Source organism: Streptomyces luomodiensis, from assembly GCF_031679605.1.
GTDB classification, from domain to species: Bacteria; Actinomycetota; Actinomycetes; order Streptomycetales; family Streptomycetaceae; genus Streptomyces; species Streptomyces luomodiensis.
Genome location: NZ_CP117522.1, coordinates 7,922,801 through 7,936,246, shown reverse-complemented (window position 1 = coordinate 7,936,246; position 13,446 = coordinate 7,922,801). Strand labels below are relative to the sequence as shown.

The window sequence follows — 13,446 nt, the reverse complement described above, 5'->3', positions numbered from 1 at the left end:
CCCCATTGTCATCGGCTGCCCATCGGCTGCCCCGGGATCGTAGCCGGTGCCGGGCGGGGCGCCGACGCTCCGGGGCTCCTGGTGTCGGGCGATCACCCGAGTGCGGCCCGTGGGTGCCTCCACTCGCGATATGGGTTACATAATTTGTCATCTGTAACCGAGGGCAGTACGTTCGGCGCCATGGACACCGAACCGAACACCCAACACACGGGAACCAGCGCGTCGGAGGACCTGCCGAGCAACTGGGGCCGGTGGGGCGAGGACGACGAGCGCGGCACGCTCAACCTCATCGACGAAGAAGCCCGAGCCAGGGGCGCCGCGGAGGCCCGCACCGGGCGAACGGTGTCACTCGCGCTTCCGATCCGGCCGACGCCGCTCATCAGCGGCCCCTTCGCGCCTGCCACCCAGGACGCCTCGCCGGTCCAGCAGGTGATGGTGTACGTCGGCTCCCCGGCTCCGGCGACGGCGGACGTGATGCTGGTGACCAACCACCACCCGGGCTCGACCCACCTCGATGCGCTGGGGCACATCGTCCGGGACGGCCGGGTCTATCCGGGGCGCCCCGTGGACGAGGCCGTGACACCGGCCGGCGCCCGGCATGGCTCCACCGCGGCGTACGCCGCCGGGATCGCCACCCGCGGGATCCTGCTCGACCTGGCGGCCGACGGCCCGCTGCCCAGTGGCCACGCGGTCACCTCCGGGGACTTCGAGGCGGCCGAGGAGCGTCAGGGTGTGCGGCTGGAGTCAGGGGACGCCCTGGTCGTGCGCTGCGGGTGGTCCGCGACGCCCGACCCCGACCGGCCGATGCCGGGGATGAGCCTGGACGCGGTGCGATGGATGCACCAGCGCGGCGCGTCGCTCTACGCCGGCGACATCGGCGACGCGCACCCGGCACTGGACCCCGCATGCCCCTTGCCGCTGCACCACGTCGCCCTACCGATGATGGGCCTGCCCCTGATCGACGCCGCCGAGGTGGACGAGCTCGCCGCCGTCTGCGCGGAGCTGGGCCGCTATGCTTTCCTGCTCACCGTGGCGCCACCGCGTATCCACGGACTGACCGGAGTACCCGTCAATCCGCTCGCCGTCTTCTGACGGCCCCCTCCGCCGTCCGCGGCCGGATTGTCCTGACCGAGGAGGAACTGGCAGTGAGCGAGCAGTCGGTGCCGGCCTCCGCCGTCGCCGGGGCCGTCGCCGGAGTGACGGACCGCGGGGCGCGGTCCGTCCGGGACGGCGAGCGCTGATGCGTTCGGGCCCGGCACTCGACGCCGAGACCATCCTGACGGCCACCGAGGAGGTGCTACGCCGCCATGGACCGGCGAAGGCCACGGTGCTGGACGTGGCGCGGGCTCTGGGTGTCAGCCACGCCAGCGTCTACCGGCACTTCCCGTCCAAGGCGGCGCTGCGCGAAGCCGTCGCCCGGCGCTGGCTGGGCCGGGCACGCGAGCCCCTCGCGGCGGTCGCGGCCGACACCCGGCAGGCCGCGCCCGAGCGGCTGCGCACCTGGCTCACCACGCTGTTCACCGCCAAGCGGCACCTGATGTCCGACGACCCGGAGCTCTTCGCGACCTACCGGGTCCTGGTGGCCGAGCACAGCAGCGCGTTCGCCGACCACGTGGACGGCCTGGTCGAACAGCTGCGCGTGATCATCGCCGACGGTGTCGGCAGCGGTGACTTCACCTCTCCCGACCCCGCCGCGACGGCGCGGACCGTCTTCGCCGCCACCATGGCCTATCACCACCCCGCACACGCCCCCGAGTGGCAGGCCCCGGAGGCCGAGGCCGCCCTGGAGGCCGTCTGCGCCCTGCTCATCAACGGCCTGCGCCCGCGCTGACCCCCGGCCCCGCCGGCGCCGGGCGCGAGCGCCCTGGGCTCGTGCATGAACCGCGCGGCCATCGGCCCCGGTTGAGTGGTCCTGACAGCGGTCCGCATGGCCCCGAACGGCGCGATGCCCGGACGGCTCCCCAGCCGTCCGGGCAATCGTGCCGTCCGCCGCACCCCCGTCCCCACGGGGTTGATGGCCGGAAGTCCCCGGTCCGGGCCGCTCTCCCGGACCCGGGGCGCCTCAGCGCCCCAGCATTCCCGCCACGGACGACGCTTGTGTGACGACGGCATCCCAGCCGCCGAAGGTGATGGTCAGGAGGATGGCCATCGGCAGCACCATGGCCGCCGCGACCAGGGGATGGCGAGTGCCGGTCCGCGAGCCGCCGAACGCATCGGCCGCCGCCTCCACGGACCTGCGACGAGGTGTCCGGATGACCGTGCGCCCGGCCGTGTCCGCCATCGTCCCTCCTCCGTCACATCTGGGGGCGGCGAGCGTCTGACCTCGGGGGACGAGTGCTGCGCCCGCCGCTTGACCACAACATTAGGCGCGCGCACCGGTGCCCGGCGTCATGCCTTCGTACCGATTGCCGGGCCTCCCGGAGGATGACCCCGGGAGGCACCGAGTACTCCCCTGGGTGGAGATGCGCCGCCATGTCTTGGGGTCATCCCGGAGAGGGTCGCGGAACAGATCCCTCCGGAGTCCGCGGAGGGACTTCCTCCGAGCCCCGGAGCAGTCCTTCCAGGGCCGGGGCGGGTGCTACTCGGCCTCTCCTTCCTCGCCCCGCGGCACCGGCTGCTCCACCAGCGCCAGGACCCGGTTGGCCATGAAGCGGGCCGTCCGCACCACGGAGCCATTACGGGTGACTTCGCTCACTTCCACCACCCCGCGCCGGACCGCCGTTTCGACCCTCCGGCCCGCCCTTGTGGCCACCACTTCGTAGGTCCGCGTCGTGTCGCCCGCGTCCACCACTATCTCCACACGATCACCCTTCACGGTCTCAATCCCCCTTCTGAGACGGCCTTTTGAGATCACGCACGCACGGAGCCGAGCGCGGATTGCCACGATTCCGGCCCACTTCTCCAGGATCCCAGGCACCACTGACAATCCATCGGCCGACGCATGCGCGGCCTCTCAGCGCGCGGGGCCGTCAATCCGTAAGCTGTGCACGTCAGGCGGACAGCAATGGGCAACAACAGCGGACCGACGGCAAATCAGCGGCAAACGGCAAGCAGACGAGCAGCGGATGGGGCTCCCCACCAGGGGTTAAGGGAAGGGGCCTCCCCACCGGAGGTAGGGGACGGACATGGCGATGATGCGGCTCCGGCGCGAGGACCCGCGTGTCGTCGGTTCCTTCCGGCTGCACCGGCGGCTCGGCGCGGGCGGTATGGGGGTGGTCTACCTCGGCTCCGACCGGCGCGGGCAGCGGGTGGCCCTGAAGGTGATCCGGCCGGACCTCGCCGAGGACCGGGAGTTCCGGTCCCGGTTCGCCCGCGAGGTCTCCGCCGCGCGGCGGATCCGCGGGGGCTGTACGGCCCGGCTGGTGGCCGCCGATCTGGAGGCCGACCGCCCCTGGCTCGCCACCCAGTACGTACCGGGCCCCTCCCTCCACGACAAGGTGAACGAGGAGGGCCCGCTGCCCGCCGCGCAGGTCGCGTCGATCGGGTCGGCGCTGGCGGAGGGGCTGTTGGCGGTCCATGAGGCGGGGGTCGTCCACCGCGACCTCAAGCCCTCCAACATCCTGCTCTCCCCCAAGGGCCCGCGCATCATCGACTTCGGGATCGCCTGGGCGACCGGCGCCAGCACCCTCACCCACGTCGGCACGGCGGTGGGCTCGCCCGGCTTCCTCGCGCCCGAGCAGGTGCGGGGCGCGGCGGTGACCCCGGCGACCGACGTGTTCGCGCTGGGCGCGACGCTCGCGTACGCCTGCACGGCGGACTCGCCGTTCGGGCACGGGAGTTCCGAGGTGATGCTGTACCGGGTGGTGCATGAGGAGCCGCAGCTGCTGGGCGTGCCGGACGCCCTGGCGCCGCTGCTCCACGCCTGTCTGGCGAAGGCCCCGGAGGACCGGCCGAGCACCCTGCAACTGTCGCTGCGGCTGAAGGAGATCGCGGCGCGCGAGGCGCATGGGCACGGGCCCGGCGCGGGGGGCTACGGCGGAGCACCGGGCCGCCCTCCGGGGCGGCGTCCCGAGGCGCACGCCGACCAGGACACGGAGCGGCGCCCCGGCGGCACGCCGACGCCGCGAAGCGGGCCGTCGTCCTCGCGGCCCGGTGCCGGTACAGGCGGGGGCTCGGGGCGTCCCGCGGGGCGGAACACCCCCGCGCGTCCGGCTCAGCGCCGGGGCCCGCGGCCGCCCGTGCGCACGGACCGCCCCGACCGGCCGGACCGTCCGGCGCGCCCCGCGCATCCCGTGCGCACCGCACCGAACGGACGCCGCCCCAGCGGGCCGGACCATCGGCTGCTGCGGCAGCGGCTGACCGTGTTCGTCGTGGTGACGCTGCTGGTGGCGCTGGGGATCGCGGCGGCGCAGGGCTGCCAGGGCCCGGCGAACGGCCTGGGCGGTGCGCCCGGACCGACGGGGTCGGTCTCGTCGTCCGCGGCGCCGCCCTCGGTGGCGGCCGTGCCGGACAGCCGGCAGGCGCCGGACAGCCAGTAGATACCCGACAGCCGGTAGGCGTCTCAGGGTCCGGACAGCCGGTAGGCGTCAGAGTCCCGGCCGACCGGTGGGCGTCAGAGTCCGGACAGCCGGTGGGCGTCAGAGTCCCGCCCGGCCGGTAGGCGTCAGGATCCCGCCCGGCCGGTAGGCGTCAGAGTCCCGCCCGGCCGGCCCGAGGTGACCGCGTAGAAGGCGACCGCCGCCGCCGCGCCCACGTTGAGCGAGTCCACACCGTGGGCCATGGGGATGCGGACCCACTCGTCCGCGGCCATCAGCGCCTGGGTGGAGAGTCCGTCGCCCTCCGCGCCCAGCATCAGCGCGGCCCGCTCCAGGCGGTGCGGGGCCGCGTCGTCGATGGTGGTGGCCTTCTCGTCGGGGGTCAGGGCGAGGATCTTGAAACCCGCGTCCCGGACCGCCTCCAGACCGCGCGGCCAGCTCTCCAGGCGGGCGTACGGAACGGAGAAGACGGCGCCCATGGAGACCTTGACCGAGCGCCGGTAGAGGGGGTCTGCGCAGTCCGGGGAGAGGAGTACGGCGTCCATGCCCAGGGCCGCCGCGCTGCGGAAGATGGCGCCGGTGTTGGTGTGGTCGTTGACGGACTCCATGATCGCGACGCGCCGGGCGTCCCGCAGGATCGACTCCGCGTCGGGCAGCGGCTTGCGCTGCATGGAGGCGAGGGCGCCGCGGTGGACGTGGTAGCCCGTCACCCGTTCGGCCAGTTCGGGGCTGACGGCGTAGACGGGGGCGGGGACGTCCTCGATGACGTCCCGCATCACATCGACCCACTTGGACGACAGCAGCATCGAGCGCATCTCGTAACCGGCGATCCGGGCGCGCCGGATGACCTTCTCGCCCTCGGCGATGAACAGGCCCTCGGCCGGTTCCCGCTTGCGCCGCAGCTCCACATCGGTCAGACCCGTGTAGTCGCGCAGTCGCGGGTCGTCCGGATCGTCGACGGTGATGAGATCAGCCACTTAAGTGATACTGCCTTGTCCTGGATGCGGTGCCAATGAGCCCGACGCGATTATGTTACCGGCGGTTACGAATCAGTCGTGGTCACGGGACGAAAGGGCGACGACGTCGCCGATCACCACGACCGCCGGGGGCCGTACGCCCTCGGCGGCGACCCTCTCCCCCACGGTGGCGAGGGTCGCGTCCACCCGGCGCTGGGCCGGGGTGGTGCCCTCCTGGACGACGGCGACGGGGGTGTCGGCGGCGCGGCCGTGCGCCACCAGGGTCGCGGCGATGGCGCCGATCTTCTCGACGGCCATGAGCAGCACCAGCGTGCCGCGCAGCCTGGCCAGCGCCGCCCAGTCCACCAGGGAGCTCGGGTCGTCCGGGGCGACATGGCCGCTGACCACCGTGAACTCATGCGCGACGCCCCGGTGGGTCACCGGGATCCCGGCCGCGCCCGGGACGCTGATGGAGCTGGAGATGCCGGGCACGACGGTGCACGGGATACCCGCCTCGGCCAGCGCCTCCGCCTCCTCCATGCCGCGCCCGAAGACGAAGGGGTCGCCGCCCTTGAGCCGCACCACCGACTTGCCCGCCTTGGCGTGCTCGATCAGCGCGTTGTTGATCGCCTCCTGGGCCATGAAGCGGCCGTAGGGGATCTTCGCCGCGTCGATCACCTCGACATGCGGCGGGAGTTCGTCGAGCAGATCGCGCGGGCCGAGCCGGTCGGCGACCACCACGTCCGCCTCGGCGAGGAGGCGGCGGCCGCGCACGGTGATCAGGTCGGGATCACCCGGCCCGCCGCCCACCAGCGCCACCCGGGGGCCGCGGGCGCGATGGCGGGGCGCGGCCAGGGTGCCGTCGCGCAGCCCCTCCACCACGGCGTCCCGTACGGCGGCGGAGCGGCGCGGATCGTGTCCGGTGAGCACGGCGACGGTGACGCCCTCGCTGCGTCCGGTGGCCGGAGTCCAGGCGGAGGCGGCCTCGGCGTCGTCGCTGCGGACGCACCAGATCCGGCGCGCCTCGGCCTCGGCGGACGCGGCGGCATTGGCCTCCGGGTCGTCCGTGGTGATCAGGACGTACCAGGCGCCCTCGAAGTCGCCCTCCTGGTACCGGCGGCGCTCCCAGCGCACCTCCCCCGCCTCGGCCATGGCCTCGACGGAGGCCGTGGCGGACGGTGAGATCAGCAGGATGTCCGCACCGGCCGCTATCAGCGCGGGCAGCCGGCGCTGGGCGACCTGGCCCGCCCCGAGGACGACGACCCGCCGCCCGGAAAGGCGCAGTCCGACGGGGTATGCGAAGTTTTCGGACATGGCGGTGCAGCTCTCCTCGTGCGAATGCGCTGCCGCTGCGGCACTGGAGCGGCTGATCGGCTCTGGGCGGGGCCCCCGCCGACACCTTACGCGGCGGGGGCGGGCATCAGTTCTTCTCCGTGACCCCTGCGGAGTCGAAGGTGGCCACCTCGTGCATCGCCCGCGCGGCGCTCTGCACCACCGGGAGGGCGAGCAGCGCGCCGGTGCCCTCGCCGAGCCGCAGGTCCAGGTCGACCAGGGGGCGCAGGCCCAGCTTGTTCAGGGCCGCCACATGGCCCGGCTCGGCGCTGCGGTGGCCCGCGATGCAGGCCGCCAGCACCTCGGGCGCGATGGCCCGTGCGACCAGCGCCGCGGCGCCCGCGCTCACCCCGTCCAGGATCACCGGCGTACGCAGGGAGGCACCGCCCAGCAGCAGACCGGCGATCGCGGCGTGCTCCAGGCCGCCGAACGCCGCCAGAACGCCGATGGGGTCGGCCGGATCGGGCTGGTGCAGCTCGAGACCGCGCCGTACGACATCGATCTTGCGCGCGTGCATCTCGTCGTTGATGCCCGTGCCGCGCCCGGTCACCTCGGCCGGGTCGGCGCCGGTGTAGACGGAGACCAGGGCGGCCGACACGGTGGTGTTGGCGATGCCCATCTCACCGGTGAGCAGCGCCTTGTTCCCGGCGGCCACCAGGTCGCGGGCCGTCTCGATGCCCACCTCGACCGCGCGCAGCACCTCCTCGCGGGTGAGCGCGGGGCCGACGGTGAAGTCCCCGGTGCCCGCCCGCACCTTGCGCGGCAGCAGACCGGGCGTGCTGGGCAGATCGCTCGCCACCCCGACGTCCACCACGCACACCTCGGCGCCGACCTGGCCGGCGAAGGCGTTGCAGACCGCGCCGCCGCCCAGGAAGTTGGCCACCATCTGGCCGGTGACCTCCTGCGGCCAGGCGGTGACGCCCTGGGCGTGCACCCCGTGGTCGCCCGCGAAGACCGCGACGGCCGCGGGCTCCGGGATCGGCGGCGGGCACTGCCGGGACAACCCGCTCAGCTGGGCGGAGATGATCTCCAGCATGCCCAGCGCACCGGACGGCTTGGTCATCCGCTTCTGCCGCTCCCACGCCTCGCCGAGCGCCTTGGCGTCCAGCGGACGGATGCCCCGCAGGGTCTCCTGGAGCAGGTTGTGCGGTTCCCCGCCGGGCAGGGTGCGGCGGCCGTACGTCTCCTCGTGGACGACCCAGGACAGCGGGCGGCGCTTGGACCACCCGGACCGCATCAGCTCCGGCTCCTCCGGGAACTCGTCGACGTATCCGACGCACAGATACGCCACGACCTCCAGATGCTCGGGCAGCCCGAGCTCACGCACCATCTCGCGCTCGTCGAAGAAGCTGACCCAGCCGACGCCGAGGCCCTCGGCGCGGGCGGCGAGCCACAGGTTCTCCACCGCGAGCGCGGAGGAGTACGGCGCCATCTGCGGCTGGGTGTGCCGGCCGAGGGTGTGCCGGCCGCCCCGGGTGGGGTCGGCGGTGACGACGATGTTCACCGGGGTCTCGAGGATCGCCTCGATCTTCAGTTGCTTGAACTGCTTGGCCCGGCCCTTGGGCAGGGACTTGGCGTACGCGTCCCGCTGGCGCATGGCCAGCTCGTGCATGGCGCGCCGGGTCTCCTCCGAGCGGATGACGACGAAGTCCCACGGCTGGGAGTGCCCGACGCTGGGCGCGGTGTGCGCGGCCTCGAGAACGCGCAGCAACACCTCGTGCGGGATGGGGTCGGACCGGAAGCCGTTACGGATGTCCCGGCGCTCGCGCATCACGCGGTGGACGGCGGCGCGCTCGGCCTCGTCGTACCCGTCGGCAGGGGGGCCGAGGGGGGTGGGGGCCGGTGCGGGGCTCTCGGTTTCCGGTGTGGGGCTCTCCGGTTCCGCTTCGGCGGCAGGGGCGGGGTGGGGGGCCGCCTCGGGGTTCGGTTCCGATGCCGGGGCCGCCTCGGGGGCCGGCTCGGCGCCGGGGGCCGGTGCGGGGTCGGCGGCCGGCGCGGACTGGGTGTCCGTCGCCGGGGCCGCCGAGGTGGGGTCCGCTTCGGGGGCGGTAGCGCCGGGGGCGGCGGCCTCGGACTCGGCGGCCGCGGGCTCGGTTGCCTCGGGGCCGACGGCTGCGGGCTGCGTGGCTTCCGGGGCGCCGGCCTCGGGCTCGGGCTCGCCGGCCTCGGGCTCGGGCTCGCCGGTCTCGGGCTCGGGCTCGGCGGCCTCGGGCCCGGTCTCGCCGGCCTCGGGCTCGGCGGTCTCGGGCTCGGCGCTCTCGGGCTCGGCTTCCGGAGCGGCGGCCTCCGGCCCGGCGGTTCCGGCCTCGGGTTCGGCAGCTTCCGGCTGTGTGGCTTCTGGTTCGGCGGCCCCGGCCTCGGGCTGGGCGGCCTCGGGCCCGGCGCTCTCAGACTGGGCGGCCTCGCCCTGAGGTGCCGTGGCCTCCGGCTCAGCGGCTGCGGGCACCGTGGCCTCCGGGGCACTGGTCTCGGCCTCAACAGCCTCCGGCCCAGCGGCCTCCGGCTGTGTGGCTACTGGTTCGGCGGCCCCGGCCTCGGGCTCGGCGGCTTCGCCCTGGGAGGCTGCGGCCTCGGGCTCTGCGTCCGAGGCGCCCGCGTCCGGGCCACCGGCCTCGGCCTCAACGGCCTCAACGGCCTCCGGCTCGGCGGCCCCGGCTTCCGGCTCGGCGGACCCGGCCTCGGGCTGGGCGGCCTCGGGCCCGGCGCTCTCAGACTGGGCGGCCTCGCCCTGGGGTGCCGTGGCCTCCGGCTCAGCGGCCTCCAATGCACTCGCGTCCGGATCACCGGCCCCGGCCTCAACGTCCTCCGGCCCAGCTGCTGCGGACACCCCGGCCTCCGGGGCACTGGTCTCGGCCTCAGCAGCCTCCGGCCCGGCGGCCTCCGGCTCCGTGGCTTCTGGTTCGGCGGCCTCGGCCTCGGCAGCTGCGGGCACCGTGCCATCGGACTGGGCGGCTTCACCCTGGGAGGCTGCAGCCTCGGGCTCTGCCTCCGAGGCGCCCGCGTCCGGGCCACCGGCCCCGGCCTCAACGGCCTCCGGCTCAGCCGCCACCGATTCAGCGGACCCGACCTCGGGCTCGACGGCTGCGGGCTCAGCGCTCTCGGACTGGGTGACCTCGCCCTGAGGGGCCGTGGCCTCGGGCTCGGCGGCCTCCGATGCACTCGCGTCCGGATCACCGGCCTCGGCCTCAACGGCCTCCGGGGCACTGGTCTCGGCCTCAGCAGCCTCCGGCTCGGCGGCCCCGGCTTCCGGCTCGGCGGACCCGGCCTCGGGCTGAGCGGCCTCGTCCTGGGGGGTCGCGGTCTCGGGTGCGGTGGGCTGAGCCTCTGCCTCGGGGGCTTCGTTCTCGGCGGATCCGGCGGCGGGAGTGGCCGCCGCTTCGGTCTCGGGGGCCTCGGCCGCAACTTCGGGGGCCGCCTCCTCGGTGGCGGTCGGCTCGGACTCCGGCTGCTGCGCCTCGGCGGGGGCCTCCTCCGGCGTCGCGGGCTCGGCTTCCGGCTCGGCGGGCTCCGCCTGCTGGGGCGTCTCGTCGGCCACTATCGAGTGGCCCGGGTCCACGGCGGTCGGCTCCGCCGATTCGGCGGGCTGCTCGGGAAGTTGCTGAGCGGCCTCCGCGACGGGGGCCTCCGCGACGGGGGCTTGGGGCTCCTCGGTCGCGGCCTGCTCCTGCGGCGCCGGTTCCGCGACCGGCTCGTGGGGCACCTGTGCCGGGATCTCCGGTGCGGCCTCCGCGACCGAGGCAGCGACGGGCTCGGCCTGGGCCTGGGCCGGGATGTCGACGACCTGCTCCGCGGCCGGGACGGCCTGCGGGGCGGGCTCCATGACGGGCGCCCCGGCCTGGGCCGGGATGGTCGGGCCCGCCTGGTGCGGGTCCGCGACGGCGGGGTCCACGTACCCCTGGTCCATCGCGACCGGTTGCGCCTCCGGCGCCACCGCCTCGGGCTGGGCGAACTGCTGGGGAGCGGGCTCCGCTTCGGGCGCCTCCACGGCCTGGGACTCCCCGGCCGGACCGACCGTTTCTGCGGGAGCGGGCGCGGGCTCGGCCTGCTGTACCGGCGGCGTGGAGTCCCAGGCGTCCCCCGGCTGCGGGGCATCGACCAGGTGCGGGAGGTCCGCGAGCTGGGGACCGGGCAGTCTGCTCGGGTCGTCGGGCTGCGGGGTGAAGTACTGCGGCCCGGCCGCGTACTGGGGCGCGGTGGAGTAGTCGACCGTCAGAGGCTGCTCGGGCAGGACGGGCTGCTCGGGTCCGGCGAATGGGTCGGCGGCGGCAAACTGCTGCTGTTGCTCGGCCTCGGCGAACTGCTCGGGCCCGGCGTACTGCTCGGGTCCGGCGAACTGCTCGGGTCCGCCGTACTGCTCGGGTCCGGCGTACTGCTCGGGTCCGGCGTACTGCTCGGCCCCGGCGAACTGCTGCTCGGCCATCCCCGCTTGCTCAGGCGCCGGGGCGCCGTGCCGGGGCCCCGCCCCGTACTCGGGCTCGGGCTGCGGCGCGGCCTGGGGCTCCGGCTGGCGTACGGGCGCGGCGTGCCGACCCGCCGCCGGGCCCCGGTCGGCGAGCGAACGCACCACGCCACTGGTGGAGGTGTCGGGCACTGGCGGGCCCAGGTGGAGCGGCCGCCGGGCGTGAGCGGCAGGGGCGGCGGGCGCCGCGTACGCGGCCGGGGCGGGGGCCGGCTGCGGTGCGGGCTGTTCCACCACGGGCTGTGGTTCGGGCATCTGGGCATCGGCGTACGGGGCGGCGCCCGGGTCGGGCACCCCCGGGTTGAGCACTCCCGGCTCGTACGCCCCGGTCTGGTACTGGGCCTGCTGCTCGCTCCAGGCGCCCTGGGCGCCCGGCATCAGCAGCAGATCGTCCTCCTCGCCGCCGTGTTCGGGACCGTCGAGGAAGGTGTAGGCGGCGCCGGGAGGGACACCGGGCTGCGGCTGCTCGATGTAACCGGCGTCGGCAGGCGGGGCGTGGACATCCGCCGGGTGCGGGTGTCCGAGTCGTCCGCCTGCGTTCTCCGGCAGTCCCTCGCCCGGGACCTGGCCGGTGTCGGTCATGCGTACCCCTCGCCCATCGCTAGTGCTCCTTCCAACCGCCTACCGCCGAGAGCAAGCCCCCTGAGCAAGAACGAGCATGCGCCGTGCGCGGCACGTAGACACGCCCGAGCCTTGCCTACCGCGGCCCCGCCAAGGGAGGGGCACATTCCGGCCTTTGGCCCATAAAGCGCCGAACGCCGGGCAGCGGTACTGGCAGTACAACGATCCGCCAGCCTACCCCGCGCGATGCCCCGAGCAGGTCACCGGGGCGAAGCTCAGGGCGAACGTCACAAGGACAAAATCACTGGTGCGGGCGGTGGCCGCAGAGCATGAAGGCGACCGCGCGCTCCCGTTCGGTCCAGCCCCGGGTGTCCAACTCGACGGACTGCGACAGCACGCATTCGACGGCGTAGCCACCGTCCTCCAGCGCCGCGCCGATGGCCTCCGCCTCGTCGCGGGTCGCGGCGTGGGTGACGATGCGCTCGGGGCGGCGCGCGGCGCACGCGGCCACCACGGACGCGCCCCCGCCGCCGATCCGCACCACGTCCGGCTCCGGCAGGTCCTCCAGCACCTCGGGGGCGACGCCCTGGACGACCTGGAGCTGTACGGCGAAGCGGCGGGCGAGGGTGGCGGTGCGCTCGCAGGCGTCCGGGTCGCGGTCGACGGCGATGACGGCGGCGCCGAACCCGGCGGTCTCGACGGCGGCCGCGCCGCTGCCCGCGCCGATGTCCCAGACCAGGTCGCCCAGGCGGGGGCCGAGGCGGGCGAGTTGGAGGGCGCGCAGCTGCGGGGACTCGCTCTCGCCCAGCACGGTCGCGTACGCGGGTCCGGGCAGCGCCCAGCCGCGGACGGCGCCCGGGTAGCCGGGGTCGTGTCCGGCGATCCAGCCGCCGCCCGACAGCGCGCCGCGGGCGGCACCGGCCGACGGGCCGCCGGGGGCGGGGGTGGCGCCGGAGCCGCCGATGACGATGACGACGTTGGGGTCGCGCCAGGCGTGGTCGGCGGCCTTGTCGGAGGTGAGGACGGTGACCCGTTCGCGTTCGGTGCCCAGGGCCTCGCAGATGACGAAGGTGCGGTGGACCGGGCCGAGGAGCAGTGCGAGTTCGGCGGGGCCGGCGCCGGGCGAGGTGAGCACGGCGACCTTGGTGTGGGCGCGGCAGACGTTGACGGCGCGGCGCAGATCGCGGCTGTGGGCGACGACCACCTGGGCGTCGTCCCAGGGCATCCCGGCCCGTGCGAAGGCGGCGGCGACGGAGGAGACGGCGGGGACGACCTCGACCTCGAGCCCGTGCTCGGGGGCGCGCAGGGCGCGGACGACGCCGAAGAAGCCGGGGTCGCCGTCGGCCAGGACCACGGCGGAGCCACGGTGCTGGGCGATCCTGCGGGCCGCGAGGTCGACGCTGCCGAGCCGGATCCGTTCGGCGCCGGGCGGGACTTCGGGCAGCGCCAGGTGGTGGGCGGCGCCGGCCACGAGGGTGGCCGCGCCGAGGGCGGAGCGGGCCGCGTCCGTGAGCGGGGTGCCGTCCCAACCGATCACCGTGACGCGGTCGGCCATCGTCCTTGTTCTCCCCTGTGCGTGGTGGGTTGTGCGTGGTGGGTCGGGTCTGTCGGGTGCGGGCGTCGCGGGGTGCGCCCGTGAGGGGTCACGGGCGGGTCGCGGCCG

9 protein-coding genes are annotated in these 13,446 nt (G+C 75.0%); 3 read left to right on the top strand and 6 right to left on the bottom strand.

What is annotated here, in order from left to right; all coding sequences use genetic code 11:
* Window positions 1-180: 180 nt before the first annotated feature.
* Together PS467_RS33535 and PS467_RS33530 are read left to right on the top strand one after the other, a co-directional pair.
* Window positions 181-1,092, top strand: coding sequence for a cyclase family protein (locus tag PS467_RS33535; RefSeq protein WP_311038360.1), 912 nt, complete (start codon window positions 181-183; stop codon window positions 1,090-1,092).
* Window positions 1,093-1,240: 148 nt separating this feature from the next.
* Complete coding sequence (locus PS467_RS33530) at window positions 1,241-1,831, top strand: TetR/AcrR family transcriptional regulator (RefSeq protein WP_311038359.1); 591 nt, start codon at window positions 1,241-1,243, stop codon at window positions 1,829-1,831.
* A 231-nt stretch (window positions 1,832-2,062) separates the two neighbouring features.
* On the opposite strand, the gene PS467_RS33525 is transcribed toward PS467_RS33530, so the two are convergent.
* Together PS467_RS33525 and PS467_RS33520 are read right to left on the bottom strand one after the other, a co-directional pair.
* Complete coding sequence (locus PS467_RS33525) at window positions 2,063-2,281, bottom strand: hypothetical protein (protein ID WP_311038358.1); 219 nt, start codon at window positions 2,279-2,281, stop codon at window positions 2,063-2,065.
* 297 nt (window positions 2,282-2,578) lie between these two features.
* Entirely contained in the window at window positions 2,579-2,815 is a 237-nt protein-coding gene (locus PS467_RS33520; RefSeq protein WP_030826850.1) for a DUF8836 family protein, read from the bottom strand.
* A gap of 310 nt (window positions 2,816-3,125) precedes the next feature.
* Between PS467_RS33520 and PS467_RS33515 the strand changes: the two genes are divergently transcribed.
* Window positions 3,126-4,478 carry a serine/threonine-protein kinase gene (locus PS467_RS33515; protein WP_311038357.1) on the top strand — a complete coding sequence of 451 codons (1,353 nt, stop codon included), beginning with the start codon at window positions 3,126-3,128 and terminating at the stop codon, window positions 4,476-4,478.
* Between the two features lie 125 nt (window positions 4,479-4,603).
* Here PS467_RS33515 and PS467_RS33510 read toward each other — a convergent pair whose 3' ends face one another.
* From PS467_RS33510 to cbiE, 4 genes are all read right to left on the bottom strand, one after another.
* Entirely contained in the window at window positions 4,604-5,452 is an 849-nt protein-coding gene (locus PS467_RS33510; RefSeq protein WP_311038356.1) for a TrmH family RNA methyltransferase, read from the bottom strand.
* Between the two features lie 72 nt (window positions 5,453-5,524).
* A complete protein-coding gene (cobA, locus tag PS467_RS33505; protein ID WP_268975433.1) occupies window positions 5,525-6,745 on the bottom strand; it encodes a uroporphyrinogen-III C-methyltransferase in 1,221 nt (406 codons plus the stop codon).
* A 106-nt stretch (window positions 6,746-6,851) separates the two neighbouring features.
* Complete coding sequence (cobT, locus tag PS467_RS33500; protein WP_311038355.1) at window positions 6,852-11,804, bottom strand: nicotinate-nucleotide--dimethylbenzimidazole phosphoribosyltransferase; 4,953 nt, start codon at window positions 11,802-11,804, stop codon at window positions 6,852-6,854.
* Between the two features lie 280 nt (window positions 11,805-12,084).
* Complete coding sequence (gene cbiE, locus PS467_RS33495; RefSeq protein ID WP_268975431.1) at window positions 12,085-13,338, bottom strand: precorrin-6y C5,15-methyltransferase (decarboxylating) subunit CbiE; 1,254 nt, start codon at window positions 13,336-13,338, stop codon at window positions 12,085-12,087.
* Window positions 13,339-13,446: the final 108 nt, after the last annotated feature.